Here is an 18,077-nt window from a genome sequence, read left to right on the forward strand (position 1 = left end):
CATTCGTCTAGCGGAATCCCATCGACTATTATGCAAAAATGATCCTTGCCGTATTTACTGTCCCTCTTACTCACTTCTATACGATTCAACTCCACGCCAATAACCTCGCAATAAAATAGGGTTATCCATCTATTCGAGGCAAGAAGGCAGATCCCTTTAAATGTGGGCACAAAGCCAATAAAATGCCAATACCATACTGGATTAATGCAAAACGAAAGAGCCGCGATCCCAGACCGCGGCTCCACATCATATAGACGGCTTCGCGCCGTCCTCGCTGTTCCCATTACCGGGCACGGGCGATTCGCCGCGCTGTACGGCCAGAACGGCAAGCTCCAGCTTGCTTAGCATCAGCCCGTACTCATTCGTAAGCTCGAAGTTGCGGGGCAGCGGAAGCTCATGGAAGTAAGGCAGCACCTCATCCACGCTATGGAACCAGTCTCCCTGGTCCGCAGGCTCGACGGGATGATCCTTCCACGCCGTCTGCAGCGCAGGGCTGTAAATGCGCGATGCCCCTTTCCTTAGCCGTCCGCCCAGCAGCTTCTCCTCATAGATGCGGCGGGGCGGCTCATGCCGCACATCCTCGTAGAGCAAGGCGGCATAATCGCTGCGCGAGCCGGTATGCTTCACCGCAGCCGCGAAGCATCGGGCTCCGTCGAAGACTCGCGGAATGCCGAAGAGCATCGCATAGAGACGCTTGCCGAATTCAATGCGCTCATGAAGATCGCGGAAGTCCTCCAGAATGAGTCCCGCAAGCTGGAGTCCCTCGCCGTCCTCCCCATCGCAAGCCCCTTTTCCGCCACCGCTTCCGTACGGGAACAGAACGCCATTCAGTTGAAGCAGCGATTGCAAGCCGAAAAATAGCGTATGCAGCACCCGCTTCTGGAAATATTCGTTCCGCACCACACGGCTTTCGATGTAGTTCTGCTCATTCACGATAAGGGCCGTCGTCAGCAAAGCCGAATCTTTATCGCGCCAGAACAGCTTCCATACCGGAAGCATAAATCTGGATACGCCGAAGGCAGGCAGCAAATGGAACAGGCTCCGGCCAAGCACACGGCTCCACTGGTACAGCAGAAGCTGCGGGTATGCATCCTGGAAGATCAGCGCGTTCGCGCGCTCCAGGAAGAGAAAGACGTCGCGCCGCTGCTCCTCCGTCAGCAGCCGGGGCAGCCACTCCCCTTGAAGGTCGGTCATATTCCACCCGCCGTTGCGGGACACGAGATGGGCGAGCAGCGCCCAGTGCAGCTCCGGGGTACGGAAGTACATATTGCGGTAAGCTTCCGTTCTCGTCACATTGTTGCGGTTCGCCTCCGCCGTCTCCGTCCGGATGCGCTCGATCAGCATTTGCTCATCCGCCGTCCAGGAGGGATTGTCAGCGGCGCCATGCCCTTTCTCTTCCGCGGTATGCCCGGACGCGAGCTGCTTCGCCCATGCTTCCTTCAGCCGGGCCACCGCTACAGGCGAAAGCGCCAGCGGCTCCGCAGATTCCAGCATCTCGCTGGATGCGCTCATCGCCTTCCACTTCCCCGTCGCATAAGCCAGCGCTTCACCAGGCAGCGCCAGCAGATGCCCAAGCCATCCGCCAAGGCCGCCGCGCTCATCCCGCTCATCGCTTCCGCGCTTCTTATCCTCCTCCATCCACTGTCCTCCTTCCAAAAAAACCGCTCTTACCATTATCCGCGAATGAATGGCTCGTCATACCGAGCGGAATACATATACCGTACCGTATGCGCGAGAGCGACGGCTTGCTTCTCGCAAGGCCGGCATTAGAAAGATATAATAAAGAGGACAAGTTCCTTATCAAGGAGGAGACCGACATGTGCGGCCGCTACACGGTAACCATTACGCTTGAGGAATTAATGGTGAGATACATGATTGATGAGACGACCGTCCCCTTCCATCGCCCGAAGTACAACGTCGCCCCCGGCCAGCATGTGCTCGCTGTCATTAACGACGGCAGCCGCAATCGGCTGGGCGAGCTGAAGTGGGGCTTTATTCCGGCATGGGCCGACGATCCGAAGGTCGGCTACACCATGATCAATGCGCGTTCCGAGACAGCGGCTTCGAAGCCGGCGTACAAGAGCGCTTTTCAGAAAAAAAGATGCCTCCTCCCCGCAGACAGCTTCTACGAGTGGCAAACGACCGCCCGCGGCAAGCAGCCTATGCGCATCAGGCTCAAAACCGGCTCCGTATTCAGCCTGGCCGGCCTGTATGAGACATGGACCTCGCCAAGCGGCGAGCGGATCAGCACCTGTACCATCCTGACCACCACGCCTAATGAAGTTGTCGCGCCCATTCACGACCGGATGCCTGTCATCCTCGATCCTGAGCAGGAAGCGCTCTGGCTGGGCCGCGAGCAGCAGAATACCGCTCTGCTCTCCTCGCTCCTGAAGCCGTATCCCTCGGAGCTGCTTGAAGCCTATCCCGTCAGCCCTGCTGTCGGCAACGTGCGCAACGACGACCCGTCGCTGATCGAGCGTCATCAGCCAGGCGGACAGCTGGAGCTATGGTAATATAGGCACGTTTTGCAATAGAATCCCCTGCCTCACCCCGCCATTCCGCATACAATCTCCTCCTCAGGGAAAAGATGTAAATACTTCCGACATCATGATCCCGTAAGGAGTACAGCATGAAGAAATCGCCGAATAACAAGGATCTCCCGCCGGGACCGGATCAGCCAACCGGCGAATCCGGCCAGCCGTCCGCAGAGCCGCCCATCAACTTATCGCTCGACGAGAATCGGGAGGCCATAGAAGCCGTTTTTGCCCATTGCACCGACCTGAAAATTATGGCCTGGACCTACGGACCCGATCTGGCATATTCGGCCTTCTCCGTTTATTTCGATACCTTGACCAAATCCACACCTAAGTACTATGCAAAGGATACGCTGCAGAATCTGGTGCCGCATGAGCTGGGACCGGCTTCCGAGACGACCGTTCAGGATGTCATCCGTTTTTTCGAGCAGCAGGGCCTTGCTTCTCCCAGTGTTGAGCTTCTAACAGATATTCCCTCTGCCGTCGCAGCCATCCTGGACGGTAAGGTGGTTATGTTTTTTGAGGGGTGGAACAAGGCGCTTGCTTATTCCGCCTTCGACGTCGAGCAGCGCCAAGCTTCGGAGCCGATCACGGAGCCTACCGTTCAAGGCCCCCATGTCAGCTTCATCGAAAGCCTGGAGCGCAACATCGGCGTCATTCGCAGCCTGCTGAAGTCGCCAAAGCTCAAGTTCGAGCGCTTTATCTCCGGCGAGCATGTCCAGCGGACGATATCCTACGGTTACTTGGAAGGCGTCGTTAAGCCGGAAATTCTCAGTGAATTCGAGAACAGAATCCGTCAAATCGGCAAAGAAGAAATTGTGGAAGTGTCCTACCTGGAGGAGTGGATCGGCGAATCGCTGTATTCTCCATTCCCGCAGGTGCGGTATACGGAGCGCCCCGACACGGTGATTGCCGCACTGCTGGAAGGGAAAATCATCGCCATGGTGAACGGAAGCCCGTCCGTGCTCATCTGTCCCGGCAGCTTCATCGAATTTTTCACCAACAGCGAGGATTATTATTACCGCTCAATCTTCTCGACCTTGATCCGCATTCTGCGGATGGCCGCTTTTGTCATCGCGCTGATGCTGCCCAGCACCTACATCGCGCTGTCTACCTTTCATTCCGAATTGATTCCGACGGTTCTTCTCCTGGCGATTCTGAATACGCGGGAGGGCATACCGTTCCCGGCACTGGTCGAGGCCTTGATCATGGAGTTTTTCTTCGAGCTGCTCAGGGAAGCCGGCATCAGGCTGCCGCGGCCCATCGGCTCCGCCGTCAGCATCGTTGGAGCGCTCGTCATCGGCCAGGCGGCGATCCAATCGCAGATTGCGTCGCCGGTTATGGTCATTGTCGTTGCTTTGACAGGCATCGCATCGTTTGCCCTGCCTCATTACAATATGGCGATTGCGCTGCGGATTCTGCGGTTTCCGCTTATGTTTCTCGCAGCGACCTTCGGCGGGCTAGGCATTATGGTCGGCATTATTCTCATCTATCTCCATCTGGCTACCTTGCGTTCGCTCGGCGTGCCTTATCTCACCTCTCTCGCTCCGCTTGATATCGGGAGATTGAGGGACGCTGTAGTGGTGCTGCCGCGGCTGCTGCTGCACTCCCCTCGGAACCGGCATCTTAACCGAAAAACATCAGGGAGGAAAAATACATCATGAAGCGCCCCCTCTCCTTGCTTGTTCTCGCCCTTGCCCTCAGCCTGCTCTGCGGATGCTGGGACAACAAGGAGCTCGACGAATACGGCTATGTTCAAGCCATCGCCATCGATATGATTGACGAACAGCAAATTCAAATTACAACCCATTTCTATAACCCGGCCAGCAAAATGGAGATGGGCAATGTCGGAAACCCTGCATCCAAAGGGATTAATATCGTGACTACTGGCGAAACCTTTTTTGATGCGATGAGGGAAATCCCCTCGAAATTCGGGCGGAAAGCCAAATGGGACCACATGCGCGTCATTTTGCTAGGGGAGCCGCTTGCCAGATCGCTTAATATACGGGAAGTTCTTGACTTCTTCTCCCGCGACCACGAGCCGCGCGGCACGATTCTTCCCATCATTACACAGCATACAGCCGGCCATTATCTCGACATCAAACCATTCATCGAACAAACCATCGGCCAGCAGATCAAACGAATGGAGATGAGCGGCTCGCAATTTTCCGCCGAAACCTCAAGCATTCCGCTGTATGACTTGGCGATTCAACTAAGCAGCCCCTCCAAAACGTCAACCATCCCCTATCTGCATATCGATGGAAAGGAGCCGAAAGCGATTATCTCCGGCGTTGCCTTGATCCGCGACGGCAAGATGGTCGGCGTGCTCAAGGAGCCGGACACAGAAGCCTTCATGATGCTGACGGACAAATACAAATACGGGGTGCTCGAGTTTCCGTGCATGAACAATGTCAACCATCGCATTCAGGACAAAGAGTCGCTGGAGGTGCTCAGCTTCAACAGCAGGCTGAGTCCGACGATCCATGGAGACGCCGTCCATGTCACCGCGGACATCGCGATAGAAGGCACGATCGGGGAGCTGCGCTGCTCGCATCTGAAGAGCAGCAAAGATGTAGAGCAATTCGAAGAGGCCATTACGAAGCAGGTCGAGGAGCAAATCCAGCATCTTCTGGCCCTATTGCAGAAAAAGAAGATAGATGCGCTTGGGATCGGCAATCAGCTGTTCCGCAAGCATCCGAAGCTATGGAGACAGCTTGAGCCGGAATGGGATAGCCTGATCGCCGAGACCCAATTCGAGGTGCATGTAGATGTGAGCGTGCTAAGCACCGGCATGAACGCCGGCACCTTATTCGGAACGAAGGAGAAATAGCGATGCTGGGGAAACTGATCTGCGTTCTTCTGTTGGCTGCCGCGATGCTGATCTATGATCTGCCGAGATTGAAGAAATCCAGCAGGCATGACCGGATGATCTACGGCATCATGATTGTGCCTCTGCTATATCTGGCCTTTCTCTTCATCTCCAGTAAGCCTTGGCCGAACATAGACAGCATCTTCAATCTATTCACCAAGCCGGCGCAGCAGATCATCCACTGGCTGAATCCGGCGCAATCTTAAGGGAAAGGAGAAGAAAGCATGAACAAGCAAGAGTCTATCAGCTCCCTTCAAATGTCCATGCTGTTCCTCTTCTTCATGACCGGCTCCTCCATCGTCGTTGTGCCCGCTCCCTTGACCAATCTGGGCGGCAACGGCGCATGGATCTCTCTTATTATCGCTGCGGCTATGGGCATACTCCTGCTGGCGGGCATTCTATATCTGCACCGGAAGTACCCGGAGCTCTCCCTAATCGGGCAAAGCCGCGCCTTGCTGGGCCATACGCTGACGCTCATCCTGCTGATTCCCCTCACTTGTGTCATGTTCTGGAACATCGCAGGCATTGTGATCGAGATCGGCACTTTTTTCAAAAACACGATGCTGAAAGAAACACCCACTTACGCCGTAAACTCGCTGTTCTTCGTCACGATCGCGCTTACGGCATTGGCCGGAATCGAAGTCATGGCCCGCATGGCCGCAGTGCTGCTGACGCTGATGTTCGCCTTTATCATCTTGATCTGGCTGCTGGTGGGAAGCCTGTACCATCCCGAATACCTGCTTCCGGTCTTGCCTGACGGAATCGGGCCGATTCTGAATGCCGCTTACGTCGTCTACGGCTTTCCCTATTCCGAGCTTATCGTCTTCGCCGTTATTCTGCCTTTCGTGCGGCGCAAGGACAATGCCAAGCTCGGCAAGCATATGTATGCCGCCCTTATCGTCAATACGATGACGCTGATTCTATCCGTCCTTAGCAGCATTATGGTGCTGGGGCCGCTGTCGGGCGACCTGAAATATTCGCTATACCAGCTAGCCAGGCTGATCTATGTGCAAGAGCTGATTGAACGCATCGAATCCGTTATCGGCTTTTCGCTTATCGTCGGTTTTTACTTCAAAGCATCCATTCTGCTGTTAATCCTGATGAAGCTGCTGAAGGAGCTGCTCAAGCTTGACGATGAGCGCTACCTGGTGCTCCCTGTCTCCTTTATTTGCTTCCTGCTGTCGGTCACTACATACACCAAGGAAGCCGAGCTCGAGGAGCTGGTGAACATTTCATGGCCGCTTATCAACAACATTACTTATGTGCTTCCGGTACTGCTTATATTAGTTGTGGCAGTAATTCGGTCGCAGTTTGGCAAAAGCAAGAAGCAGAATGTTTAGGAGACTGCAGATGCTGCTATAACTCCGAGCTCCGCTATTGCTAAGCAATAAAACATAAATAAATGCTATATCCGCTATAGTGTTTTCAACACGAACTTCTGGACAGTCAGCAGATTCGTTATTTCTTGTGCCTCCATCCGCAACGGATGCTTGACTTAGACCATACTCGAAGCTGTAGAGTATTTTTGTGCTCCAAAACTTTAGGCTAAAGGAGCAGAAAGGTCCCCATCCGACTTAATCCAATACGAAGGGAATGACTGCTCATGATTGAAAAGCTTGAGAAGCTTGAACAAAGATTAGTAGAACAACATCATAAAGATTTGCTCCTTCAAGCGAAGCATACCCTGAAGGCAATTGAAGATCTTGCTGGAGAGCATCGCCGTCTGCAGTCGATGCAGGCTATCAGTGAGGGTGTAACAATCACTGGCTCCGAGGAGACAGGATTTTATGATATTGTGAAGTCTCAAATCATCGCCTCAATGGAGAAGACGTTCAAGCATGACCAGGAGGACGACAAGTACGACAGAGAGGCGACGGAGGAAATTACGCCATTCGAGGTTCACATTCCGCAGGAGGCGATTGACGACTTGAAGCTTCGCCTGAGCTTGGTGCGCTGGCCTGACCGTGAACTGGTAGACGACTGGACGCAGGGCGTCCCGCTTGCCGCGGCGCAGGAGCTCATCGCGTACTGGAAGGACGAATACGACTGGCGCGAGTTCGAGAAGCGCCTGAACACGTTCCCGCAGTTCCGCACGAGGATCGACGGTGTCGGCATCTACTTTATCCACCTGCGTTCGAAGCACGACAACGCTATGCCGCTGCTGCTTAGCCACGGCTGGCCGGGCTCGATCATCGAGTTTCTCGATGCGGCAGAGCGCCTTACTGACCCAGAGCGATTCGGCGGCCGCGCAGAGGACTCCTTTCATGTCGTTATCCCCTCCATGCCTGGCTACGGCTTCTCCGACAAGCCGCGTGATCTAGGCTGGAACCCTGCCCGCATCGCAGGCGCATGGGCGCAGCTAATGGAACGCCTTGGCTACGACCGTTACGTTGCGCAGGGAGGCGATTGGGGATCGGCTGTCACCACAGCCCTTGCTTCACAAGCGCCCAGAGGACTGATGGCAGCGCATGTGAATCTGCCGATGGTCGTGCCAGCCGAGATCCCGGCGAACCCGAACGAGGAGGAAGCGCACGCCCTCGCTCGCATCAGCCTGTTCGTGACGAACAAAACCGGCTATGCGGACGAGATGAACACCCGTCCCCAGACGATCGGTTATGCGCTCAACGACTCGCCGGTCGCGCTCGCAGCCTGGATGTACGAAAAGTTCCACGAGTGGACCGACAACGACGGCCGTCCCGAGGACGCTTTGACCCGCGACCAAATGTTGAACGACATCTCGCTTTACTGGTTCACCGGCAGCGGCGCGTCCGCTTCTCGTCTGTACTGGGAGGGCGTGGGCGCTACCATCCAAGGTCCGGAGTTCTTCTCGTCGGCCCGCTCCGGCGGGGGCCGCATCTCCGTGCCAATGGGCGCAAGCCTGTTCCCGGCCGAGACTTATATCCCGCCGCGCAAGTGGGCGGAGCAGGCATGGGAGAACCTCTTCTACTGGAACCGCGTTGAGGCCGGCGGCCACTTCGCTGCGTTCGAGGAGCCGGAGATCTTCGCCCGTGAGATGGCCGAGGCATTCCGCCAGTTCCGTGCCTAATTCCCTTCAATATCCACTTAGAGGGCCGCAGATGAGCGGACGGTATAACACCGGCGTTTCATCTGCAGCTCACCACCTTGTCTTTTGAGTTGTATCCCAGCCATTTTAATATTCGTTGCACACATAGGAACATACAAAAAAGTCGCCTATTGAAGGCGACTTTTTCAGGTCAAAGTGCTCATCGTTTTTCATTACACCCATTACTGATTAATCGCAAATACTCCGATTGCTTCTCCGGTCTGGCCCATCCACAGCGCTCCTTCGCCAACCATAACGCCCTTCCAATTGATGAAGAGTTGAACGGCTTCGACTTTTTGAGCCAGCAGCTTCTTCTTTACGCTAGCCGTCATGATTTTATCATACTTGGACATAAAATCTCTTTTGGATATAATTTCAACCGTTTTGTCTTTGCTGTTCACTGTCAGCGGATATGTCATGCTGCCCGCCACTGCGGCTTTATTGCCTTTGCGAACGTCGTTTTGAAGCTTGGTTAGGAAATGCTCGAATTCCGCTGCGCTCCTGATCCCTGCAACCTCGTACGGATTATTGATGATATTGACCGCAATCACGCCGAGCTTATTATTTTGCTTGCCGATCCACAGATCACCTTCGCCCGCCATGATGCCCTTCCAGTTCACGAACACCTTGTCTTCAGCTTGCGCTAACAGCTGATCTCGCACGCGGGCCGTGAAGATGCGATCGTAATTTTGGATAAACTCATCCTTATTGTGAATGACCACTTGTTTGTTGTCCTGATTCCAATTCATCGGGTAAGCAATCAGCTTGGCTGCGTCCTCTGGCTTATTTTCCTTTACAGCCTTCTGGAGTTGGGCAAAATAAGTGGTGAATTCCTTCGGATCGTCAATGCCAGCAACATAATAGGGATTCTTGCTGTCCGATAACGCGGCAGGAGCGGGCGCTACTACACGGCTGCTTTGCGCAGCCCAAGCTTGCCCGGAGAAAGTTGCCAGTACGGCTGTAATGCTAAGAATGACTGCGGCTTTTTTCACGTTATTGTTATTCATAGTGGATACCTCCAAGTGGTTTATACTCGGAAGTATACAGAGATGATGTGTCCGGCGGGTGTACGGATGGTAAGGAATAGCGGGTATTTTTTTCACAGGCAATTGACATATGATCGTTGCATTCATTGTCCCAAGGAAACAGCTCTTCGTGACCCATGTCCAACGGTATTTATAAGGGTGAATGATTGATATATAAATTTAAATATAATATCCCCATATTTATATATTTCAAAAACATGTTAGAACTATAGTTAAAAAATCCTATAGAACTTGTTACTAATTGCCATGCCGATTCTCAAGATACAATTACGGCCTAGTAATTAATTCACTAGTCTATAGAGCGTTACAGCAAAAATGGCGATATTTCCTGGCTAAAACTAATTTTTCAATCAACTGAAACCTTCACTAATGCGTGGAGGGAAAGGGTTATAGAAATAGAATCAGCGGAATATGTTTTAGTATTTGAAGTTTTATTATCTCTTATGATTTAGTAAATGACTTGGAGACAATTTTATTAAATTATTACGTTTCGTTTTCCACAATATTTATTTATCTGCGCTAATTATTCTAGTAATCTCATAGAATTTAGCTCTTTAAATAATGAGCTTTTTTGTGGATCTCTTTTTTTACTGATCTTGAGAAGAATATCGTTTTGAATCCCAGTCTGCCAGTTACAAAATAATATGATTCCTTTTCAAGTGACATCTAGAATTCATTACTTGATTTCAATAGAGGGAGTGTTTGACAAATTAGTCAATCAGTTTTATGGCTTCTGTTATGCCATTAATTCGCCTGTGTTTATCAATAGCGTTTATGTACTTATCAATATCTATCTTAACAGTTTTCTTGAAAATTTGATTTGTCTTCCCATTTGACTTTTCAATAATTATTAAATCAATAGTTTCAATCTCATATTCTGAATCAATCTTATGATTAGCTAAATATAATTCGATTTCATAAAAGCCATCTTTTAATTTTGGAGTTATTATATAATCTTTATATTGAAAGAACTCACTGTTATTAATGCTGTTTATCATTTCTGATTTAAAGGGAGAATAATACAGCTTGTTTCTAAAAATTCTAATGCTTTTTTGCATATTGAGAAATCCATAAGGAAGATTGTATTTGTTAATATATTTATAATAATATCCTTCAGCTTTAATAAACGTATCGAGCATGGATGAGAACGTCTTTTCAGTAAAATCAATACATGTAATTCTTCTAATCTCATTATAAAGTACCACTGGATAATCCTTGATTAATCCAACAATTTCATTGCTTCTATTCTTATTTCTATGCTTTGAACTTCCACCAAATTTCGATGGATTGCCCAGAGGGCAATCGTCATATGCTTCTTGACTATACTCAGCTAAATTAGTAACGCTATACTTGCAATGCTTTGCATGTACAGGCATTTTATTCTTATTCTTATCCAAGGTTTTATCAACATAAAGATTAACAATAATAATAGGATTTTTACAAGCAGGACAAACTGCATAATATTTCATCACTTTATTTACTTCAACATAAAAGGGATCTGTCTTTCTAGTTTTGTATTCATAATTCTTCACTGTTAGCTCTATTGGTCTGTCATCATGCTGGTTTATTTGAAATACGTCCATTATTGGGCCTCCTCATAAAACATAGTATATTTAAGTGCTCTAAATTCCGTGAAAGTTAATATACGAATACATCTTTCTACCAATGACATAACGAAAACATACAGAATGTTCTGTCAATTATAAAATAAGAGTAGTATCCCAAATTTCACTCATTCAAATTCTTGATTTCAGCGGATGTGCAAAAATCATCATTTATTTTTATAAGTGTAATAATAAAAAGTCTTAGAAATATAAAATAGTTTTGATAGTGTAACCCTTCATCTCCCCCGCAATTAGGTTGTGTATGGCTATAACGATTCCTCAAATCTAATCCATTATTAAATTTTGACTTGTTGAGAATATAATTCATATAGTCTTGTTCTGGTCTGGAGAATAGTGTGCTTTCAAATTCAACCACATTCTTGATCTTTAATTCTTCTAGTATACTTCTACTATGATTAGAATATTTCCAATAAACAGCCATGTCATTCTTATACAAATCATAAAGAATTACAATAAGATGCCTATCATAGAAAACAATCGACTCATCTTTATTTATCAAAAGATATTTTCGTTCAATAAGCCATCTAATATTTGAAAGATTATAATCTCGAACTTCATTTATTTTGAGTTCTTTTTCTAACAATAGTTTATAAAGATTGCTATAGGATTCCCCTGTCTTATGATAAAAACCTAAACCGCTCTGATCCGAAAAAAGTAAAAACATCACTGTTTCAAACTCTTGCCCAATACCATAAACAAACTTTTTATCGACCAAAGATGAAATGTTTTTATAAATAAGATGTTCAGAACGTATCTCAAGTAGTTCAAAATCAATATTTCCCTCTTCGACAAACAAATCAAATTGCTTTAAAACTGATTCCAATCCTGGCATAATACTAGTGCATTTTTCAAGATAAGTTGAATCTATTGAAGGCAATTTCACTTTGAAGTTATGAGCATCGAATTCATTCGAAAGATAATTTTCAAAAAACCATTCGATAACTTCCTCTAATCTTATGCCATTTCTGAATAAGTGATTATAATACCCAGCCATTTGAAGTAGTGATAAAGCATTTTTCTGTTCAAATGCAAAACCCACATTATAAGCATTTTGGGAAGTTGTTGATAAAAAACGTTCAAACACACCCATTTCACTCGTTTTATTAACGTGTGTGCACCGCATTTGTAAATCTACAAATTCAAATAAATAAATGAAATTATTTAGCAGGGTTGCATAATCAGAATTATTTTCGATCCATTTTGAACTATACGTTATAGTTAAAGAATGTTCTTTATGACTCATTATTACTTCCTCATCTTGAGTCCCGGAAAAACCAACACTCGTTTCCATAGGTATACCTGAGTTCTCTCCAAATAAAACCTTTTCTTGTTCTTCTGCTTTCCTTTTTGATCTCAAGATAGTCTTCGGTAAAATTTCAAGCTTATCCTTACTACTTTGAATATTGGCAATAAGGCGAAGATAATTCAAATTAGGATCTTCACTATCTATATAGTTATTGATAATAGTCTCTTTATCTAAATTGCTTAATTCTTTAGGAAAATAAATGGGGCCTATCTCTCGATGGTGCTTTACTTCATATTTGTCTAAAAGTATGTGAGCAGATAAAGTATCAGTAAGCATCTTTTCTCTAATAATCTTTCCGAAGTAGTCTGTTATATTTCTACACTTTAGTAATTCTCGCAGCGTTACTCTAGACATATCCATAAACTTTTGAAAAGACTCTTCTGTAATGTTCACATACACTTTTAATTTATCAAATAGTTCCCAAAAATCATCCTTATAATTAAACTCAACTTCGTTATAAATACTAAGTAGACTAATATCATCAATTGACTTAACAAATCTAGCAACATTCCCAAAGTATTTATTCACAAACGTTTGCAAACGCTCAATAATTTCCGGCGTCCACTCTACAAGAAAAATTTTATTATCTAAGTATTTTTTAGTATTATAAAGTTCAATAAAGTCATTAATATCTTTTGCCTCTTTTAAACCTGTATCGTAATGATCAATTAGAGCTATACATTTTCCAAGATTATTCCCATACGTTAGGTCATTACTTGAATAATATTTCACTCTTTCCATATTTCTATTCCCCTTGTCTATAAAGTGTTTTATCGACATAGCTCATGGAAATACAAAATTCTGCTAGCGCTTATGCGCGAGCTTTTTATTTTAGGCTAATAAAAGTCATGTTTGATTATGCACTCAAAAAGAACATATACCTCGTTCTATCTATACTTCACTTAGATAGAGAATTGCTCGCAGTTAAGAATTCAACTTGGATTTTTTCTGTGGGAATATAGGTCTAGTTCACTGTCCCATCAAAAATACATCTTTTTGGATATGGTCCAATCATGTTTATAAATCATTATGTCAGCACCTTATTTTCTAAAAATGAAGGTTGCTACAAATAATTTTTATCTAATATTGAACCTTTAACTCAGTGAGCTTTCACAGATAATTCCAGCGAAATGAATTTCTCTAAAAATTTCTGCATTTGATATTTTCCGTTATTTAAATAAGTATATTATATCATAAAAATAGAGGCTTCTAGAACTTGCTCCAGGAGCTCCGTAAGACTATTCTAATCTAAATTACCTAAAACAAACCGCTAATTCTACCCAATCACCTGTCCAATTTTACATAATCCACTCCACCAAACTATTCAATACTCGTAATTCCTTAAACTGCTCCAATTGGGCGGATACGGGCTTCAATCTCTTAAACTTCTCTAAAGCGAATTGCTCAGGTTTTCTTACAGGATAGATTTCTATAGATGGACAGCAGCCTATTGATCTCCTCCAACTTAAATCCGATTTCCTGCACGCGCTTAACTAAATGTTCTTAACCGTACCATACGTATATACTCGGTAACGCTGATACCATTCCCCCCCTAAAAGTTACAGACCTGAAAAAAAATTCTCCTACAAGAGCTCTATCCATCCCGGCGATCAATATCGCTTCTTAAATATAAAAACAACCCGCATCCTGAAAGGACACGGGCTGTCGTGGCTTGCATACCGATCAATCGGTAATCGTGCTCGTATAATATTCGATAATGTCTTTGCGGCGAATAATGCCAATGAAGATCTGGTTCTCGTCTACGACAGGAACAAAATTTTGGTCAGCTGCCAGCTCCAGCATATCTTCGAAGTCCGCCCCGATCGCCACGCATTCATTGCGCGTCCGGCATTTGATTTCATGCACCTTGACGCTGTCGAGATTTTGAAAGCCGAGGCCTTCCGTATACTTCATCTTCCAAAGCAGGTCGCCTTCAGATAACGTGAATACATACTTGCCATCTCCGTCGATGACAGGAATAGCAGTGTACTGCGTCTTTTCTAATATTTCAAGGGCCGTCTGCAGGTGGTCGGAGAATTGAATATAGGCCACTTTGTTTTTGGGAAATAAAAAATCGGATATTTGCATCGATTACTGCTCCCTTCTACCGAATCCCAACATCTTGAGTGTCGCAAGATAAATGTGTATGTATCTAGTTTAGCATACCCCGGCAGTCAATAAAAACCCCATCCGGGAAATAAGCGGACCATCACTCAACATCCCCTGCAGACGCTAGCCTTGATCAGTCAGAAAGAGCTGCATGAATGACTCCTTACGCCATGAAAAAGTTATCCACAGCTATTATCTGTTGTTTTCATTTTCAAAAAAATCATAAGCCCATAGCAGCAAAGCAAGCCCGCTGGCCGCGGCCCCCAGCCAGCATACTCCGGCCCACCCCGCCCAAGCATATGTCCAGGTTGACGCAATTGAGCCTGCAGCGCTGCCAATGGAATAGAAAATCATATATGCCGCAGTCAATCTGCTCTGCGCCTCGGGACGCGCCTTATAGATTAAGCTCTGGTTCGTCACATGCACCGCTTGCACGGCCAGATCCAGCAAAATAACCCCCGCAACTAGATACCAAATGGAGCGATACACTAGCCCAATCGGCACCCAGGAGATCAGCAGAATGGCCAAGGAGATGCCGCTGACCATTCTTGCATACCCGAGATCCGCCAATCTGCCGGAGAAAGAAGCAGCAAGCGCCCCCGCCACACCGGCCAGACCAAAAGCGCCGATCGCTGTATGCGACAAGGATAGCGGCGCGCTGCTTAATGGCAGCACCATCGCCGTCCACAATATGCTGAAAGCAGCAAATATGAGCATAGCCAGCAGAGCACGGATTCTCAGGATCGGCAGCTCACGGTACAGCTGAAACACCGATAAAACAATACGGACATAGCTGAGTCCCACTTGTTTTGATTCTTGTTTGGGCAGCAGCAGATACAACGCTATGCTGCCCAGCAAAGTAAGAACAGCCGAAAAAGCATACACCGAGCGCCAGCCGAGCCAGTCATTCAACGTCCCTGCGATCGTACGGGCAAGCAGAATCCCAATCACAATTCCGCTGGTGACGAGCCCTACCGTGCGCCCCCGTTCCGATGGAGCGCTGAAAGCGGCAGCCGCAGCCACCATCGTCTGAGCCGCCACTGCCAGCAGACCGACGATGGCAATGCCTGCATACAGCACGGCAGTCGAATGCGATACCGCCACTGTCAATAACGCGCCAGCAGACAAGAGCATCTGCACCGCAATAAGCTTGCGGCGATTGAACAGGTCTCCCATAGGCACCAGAAGCAATAAGCCGGCCGCATAAAAAACTTGTGTAACCGTCACAACGACGCCAATAGCGGATGGCGCAATAACAAAGTCGCGGGCAATAGAGTCTAGCAATGGCTGCGCATAATAAATATTGGCGACCGAAAGTCCGCTGCATAAGGCCAATAAGAGAATAACCGTACGAGCCAACATGGGCTCAGCAGCTTTGGAGCTTTGGACTTGATAGGAAGACTTCATCATGTTAACCCCTTTCCGAAAAAGTACAGCTGCGATACTTTTTTGTACCAATCGGTATATAATATGTTATGTAGAATACGCCACACCTCTCGCCGTGTCAATAGGGATCTATGGTGACCAACAGGAAGCTCAAGGTAAAGATCCGCTAACCGTCAGCCAAAAATCTATTATTCCACTTTCAATAGGCCAATGAAGCTCATATCCCCAGTTGACAATATACCTGCTAACAACTACGATATAATAAATACCGATTGATACAAAAAGGTGATCTTTATGGTGAGACAACGTGAATTTGATACGGATAAGGCTCTTGATGCGGCAATGCGCATTTTTTGGGAAAAGGGATATGAAGCATCCTCGCTCCGGGATCTGACGGGCGGAATGGGCATTCAGCGTCCCAGCTTATACGGGGCTTTCGGAGATAAGATGGAGCTGTTCGAGACTGCGCTTCGCCGCTACAACGCATGGCATGCTTCTCAAGTGAAGTCGCGGCTTCAAAAGGGAGTGTCGGTGAAGGCGGCATTTCGGGAGCTGTTCGAGCATATCGGGACAGAGGAGAATAGCAAGTCAGATATTCATCGGGGCTGTTTTTGCATTAATACCATGGTTGAGCTTGCTCCCCATGATTCCAAATTCGCCGTTCTGACGCGCGAGCATCAGATGTACCTGGCAGCTATATTCCAGGAGGTTATCGAGCATGGACAGCTGACAGGGGAGCTGTCGGAGACGCTTCGTGCCGAAGCTATGGCCCAATCCCTGGTCGTCTCCATGATCGGACTAACGGTCATGGTCAAGGCCAAGCCAGATCATGCCTTCATCAGGCAAAGCATCGATATGGCCTTATCCTTGCTGGATGCAGGAAAGTAATGAGCTCCTTAACACACGCCAAAAACGACCGTCCTCTATATTGGAGAACGGTCGTTTAACGTTGCTATTAGGAGACAACTTAGTTACAACACCGCCGACGAACCGCCGTCGATGTTGACAGCCGTACCTGTCACATAAGAAGCTGCATCCGAGACGAGGAACGTGATCACTTTGGCAGCTTCCTTCGTTTGTCCGATACGGCCCAGCGGGATGTCATGGCGAGGATCAGCCGCGAACTCGTCCCATGTAAGCTCCGGCGCCGAGGACTTCCACTTCTTCTCGATCTGGTCGCTGCGAATCAATCCGATGCATACCGCGTTGACGCGAATGTTATCGCCCGCCAGGTCCTTGCTCATCGCTTTTGTCAGTGCAAGTCCCGCAGCGCGGCTGACGGAGGTCGGGAGCGATGAAGCGGACGGCGCTTTTCCTTTGATCGCCGTCACGTTCAGAATCGCTCCTCCTCCCTGCCGGCGCATATGCGGAATCGCGGCTTTCGAGCAATTGACTGGGCCCAGCAGCTTCAAGTCCAGGTCAGTATCCCAGCTCTCCGAAGTTACGTCTTCGAATGGCTTGGCCGCGGATGTACCTGCATTATTAACCAGAATGTCAACGGAACCAAAATGCTCTGCCGTTCGTTCAACTGCTGCCCGGGCTTCCGATTCTACAGCAATATCCGCCGAGATAACCAGCGCCTCAGCTCCAGTCGCTTCCTTTATCCGCTCAGCCGCCGCTTGCAGCGACTCCGGATTGCGCGCCACGATGGCAACCTTCGCGCCTTCCGCAGCAAGCGTCAATGCCGTCTCGAGACCGATGCCTTTGCTGCCGCCTGTAATCATCGCCACTTTGTCCTTTAATCCGAGATCCATAACCACAACTCCTTATCCATCTCCAAGTATGTATGCCACCCTTATCATATCACAAAAAAAAGCTGACCCCTCAAGGTCAGCGGAACATGCCCCACAGCTTTAGCAAATGGAACGTGTTGTTCGGATCGATCTTCTGCCCAAGCACAAAATTAATAATCTGATCCTCTTGTGTATCCGTTAGCTTCTCATGCAATATGACAGCGGCTGATTTCACCAGCTTGCGTACTTTGACGCGGTCCTGCAAGTCGTATTTGGTCACATTCCCAAGCAATTGCCTGATGCGGTCCTTCACGACAGGGTTTTTCATCTTCAGCTTCACACGCTCGACTAGCTGCGGCTTTATGCCGTAATTCTGGTAGCTCACCGGCTGACGCACCTCCGCTT

Annotated in this window: 15 protein-coding genes and 1 pseudogene; 7 read left to right on the plus strand and 9 right to left on the minus strand. The window is 47.9% G+C overall.

The features are described from left to right. Nucleotides 1-246 precede the first annotated feature (246 nt). Entirely contained in the window at nucleotides 247-1,638 is a 1,392-nt protein-coding gene (locus D3P09_RS02895; protein WP_243643878.1) for a DUF2515 domain-containing protein, read from the minus strand. Between the two features lie 179 nt (nucleotides 1,639-1,817). Between D3P09_RS02895 and D3P09_RS02900 the strand changes: the two genes are divergently transcribed. The 6 genes from D3P09_RS02900 (at nucleotide 1,818) to D3P09_RS02925 (ending at nucleotide 8,449) form a co-directional block, all read left to right on the plus strand. After that, complete coding sequence (locus D3P09_RS02900) at nucleotides 1,818-2,513, plus strand: SOS response-associated peptidase (protein ID WP_120107045.1); 696 nt, start codon at nucleotides 1,818-1,820, stop codon at nucleotides 2,511-2,513. Nucleotides 2,514-2,629: 116 nt separating this feature from the next. Continuing rightward, entirely contained in the window at nucleotides 2,630-4,198 is a 1,569-nt protein-coding gene (locus D3P09_RS02905; RefSeq protein ID WP_120107047.1) for a spore germination protein, read from the plus strand. Next, nucleotides 4,195-5,364: a Ger(x)C family spore germination protein gene (locus tag D3P09_RS02910; protein ID WP_120107049.1), complete on the plus strand. Its 1,170-nt coding sequence runs from the start codon at nucleotides 4,195-4,197 to the stop codon at nucleotides 5,362-5,364. Before D3P09_RS02905 ends, D3P09_RS02910 begins: the two co-directional genes overlap by 4 nt. A 2-nt stretch (nucleotides 5,365-5,366) precedes the next feature. After that, nucleotides 5,367-5,609 (plus strand): hypothetical protein, encoded by a 243-nt coding sequence (locus tag D3P09_RS02915; RefSeq protein WP_120107051.1) that lies wholly within the window; start codon nucleotides 5,367-5,369, stop codon nucleotides 5,607-5,609. Between the two features lie 18 nt (nucleotides 5,610-5,627). Continuing rightward, nucleotides 5,628-6,743 (plus strand): GerAB/ArcD/ProY family transporter, encoded by a 1,116-nt coding sequence (locus D3P09_RS02920; RefSeq protein WP_120107053.1) that lies wholly within the window; start codon nucleotides 5,628-5,630, stop codon nucleotides 6,741-6,743. Nucleotides 6,744-7,006: 263 nt separating this feature from the next. Next, entirely contained in the window at nucleotides 7,007-8,449 is a 1,443-nt protein-coding gene (locus tag D3P09_RS02925) for an epoxide hydrolase family protein (RefSeq protein WP_207892437.1), read from the plus strand. A gap of 200 nt (nucleotides 8,450-8,649) precedes the next feature. Here D3P09_RS02925 and D3P09_RS02930 read toward each other — a convergent pair whose 3' ends face one another. The 6 genes and pseudogenes from D3P09_RS02930 to D3P09_RS02950 all read right to left on the minus strand — a co-directional run bounded on the left by D3P09_RS02930 (nucleotide 8,650) and on the right by D3P09_RS02950 (nucleotide 15,963). After that, on the minus strand, nucleotides 8,650-9,474 hold the full coding sequence (locus tag D3P09_RS02930; RefSeq protein WP_120107055.1) for a hypothetical protein: 825 nt from the start codon (nucleotides 9,472-9,474) through the stop codon (nucleotides 8,650-8,652). 749 nt (nucleotides 9,475-10,223) lie between these two features. Next, nucleotides 10,224-11,096 (minus strand): hypothetical protein, encoded by an 873-nt coding sequence (locus D3P09_RS02935; RefSeq protein ID WP_120107057.1) that lies wholly within the window; start codon nucleotides 11,094-11,096, stop codon nucleotides 10,224-10,226. A 145-nt stretch (nucleotides 11,097-11,241) separates the two neighbouring features. Then, nucleotides 11,242-13,185, minus strand: coding sequence for a hypothetical protein (locus D3P09_RS02940; RefSeq protein WP_243643879.1), 1,944 nt, complete (start codon nucleotides 13,183-13,185; stop codon nucleotides 11,242-11,244). Nucleotides 13,186-13,848: 663 nt separating this feature from the next. Then, nucleotides 13,849-13,935 (minus strand): annotated as a pseudogene (locus tag D3P09_RS28555) (hypothetical protein); the annotation flags it as partial. Nucleotides 13,936-14,127: 192 nt separating this feature from the next. Continuing rightward, complete coding sequence (locus tag D3P09_RS02945; protein ID WP_120107059.1) at nucleotides 14,128-14,532, minus strand: CBS domain-containing protein; 405 nt, start codon at nucleotides 14,530-14,532, stop codon at nucleotides 14,128-14,130. A gap of 213 nt (nucleotides 14,533-14,745) precedes the next feature. After that, nucleotides 14,746-15,963 (minus strand): MFS transporter, encoded by a 1,218-nt coding sequence (locus D3P09_RS02950; RefSeq protein ID WP_120107061.1) that lies wholly within the window; start codon nucleotides 15,961-15,963, stop codon nucleotides 14,746-14,748. 270 nt (nucleotides 15,964-16,233) lie between these two features. Between D3P09_RS02950 and D3P09_RS02955 the strand changes: the two genes are divergently transcribed. After that, nucleotides 16,234-16,827, plus strand: coding sequence for a TetR/AcrR family transcriptional regulator (locus D3P09_RS02955; protein WP_120107062.1), 594 nt, complete (start codon nucleotides 16,234-16,236; stop codon nucleotides 16,825-16,827). A gap of 83 nt (nucleotides 16,828-16,910) precedes the next feature. On the opposite strand, the gene D3P09_RS02960 is transcribed toward D3P09_RS02955, so the two are convergent. Then, the gene (locus D3P09_RS02960) at nucleotides 16,911-17,693 is read right to left on the minus strand and encodes an SDR family NAD(P)-dependent oxidoreductase (protein ID WP_120107064.1); all 783 of its coding nucleotides are present in this window, start codon (nucleotides 17,691-17,693) and stop codon (nucleotides 16,911-16,913) included. A 76-nt stretch (nucleotides 17,694-17,769) separates the two neighbouring features. Then, nucleotides 17,770-18,057: a stage VI sporulation protein F gene (locus D3P09_RS02965; protein ID WP_120107065.1), complete on the minus strand. Its 288-nt coding sequence runs from the start codon at nucleotides 18,055-18,057 to the stop codon at nucleotides 17,770-17,772. Between the last annotated feature and the right edge of the window lie 20 nt (nucleotides 18,058-18,077).

It is taken from the genome of Paenibacillus pinisoli, assembly GCF_003605435.1.
Lineage (GTDB): Bacteria > Bacillota > Bacilli > Paenibacillales > Paenibacillaceae > Pristimantibacillus > Pristimantibacillus pinisoli.

Coding starts and splice junctions, on each gene's coding strand:
- D3P09_RS02940 (WP_243643879.1), bottom strand. CDS start 13,185: ATGGAAAGAGTGAAATATTATTCAAGTAATGACCTAACGTATGGGAAT.
- D3P09_RS02930 (WP_120107055.1), bottom strand. CDS start 9,474: ATGAATAACAATAACGTGAAAAAAGCCGCAGTCATTCTTAGCATTACA.
- D3P09_RS02945 (WP_120107059.1), bottom strand. CDS start 14,532: ATGCAAATATCCGATTTTTTATTTCCCAAAAACAAAGTGGCCTATATT.
- D3P09_RS02900 (WP_120107045.1), top strand. CDS start 1,818: ATGTGCGGCCGCTACACGGTAACCATTACGCTTGAGGAATTAATGGTG.
- D3P09_RS02915 (WP_120107051.1), top strand. CDS start 5,367: ATGCTGGGGAAACTGATCTGCGTTCTTCTGTTGGCTGCCGCGATGCTG.
- D3P09_RS02895 (WP_243643878.1), bottom strand. CDS start 1,638: ATGGAGGAGGATAAGAAGCGCGGAAGCGATGAGCGGGATGAGCGCGGC.
- D3P09_RS02910 (WP_120107049.1), top strand. CDS start 4,195: ATGAAGCGCCCCCTCTCCTTGCTTGTTCTCGCCCTTGCCCTCAGCCTG.
- D3P09_RS02925 (WP_207892437.1), top strand. CDS start 7,007: ATGATTGAAAAGCTTGAGAAGCTTGAACAAAGATTAGTAGAACAACAT.
- D3P09_RS02950 (WP_120107061.1), bottom strand. CDS start 15,963: ATGATGAAGTCTTCCTATCAAGTCCAAAGCTCCAAAGCTGCTGAGCCC.
- D3P09_RS02905 (WP_120107047.1), top strand. CDS start 2,630: ATGAAGAAATCGCCGAATAACAAGGATCTCCCGCCGGGACCGGATCAG.
- D3P09_RS02935 (WP_120107057.1), bottom strand. CDS start 11,096: ATGGACGTATTTCAAATAAACCAGCATGATGACAGACCAATAGAGCTA.
- D3P09_RS02920 (WP_120107053.1), top strand. CDS start 5,628: ATGAACAAGCAAGAGTCTATCAGCTCCCTTCAAATGTCCATGCTGTTC.
- D3P09_RS02955 (WP_120107062.1), top strand. CDS start 16,234: ATGGTGAGACAACGTGAATTTGATACGGATAAGGCTCTTGATGCGGCA.
- D3P09_RS02960 (WP_120107064.1), bottom strand. CDS start 17,693: ATGGATCTCGGATTAAAGGACAAAGTGGCGATGATTACAGGCGGCAGC.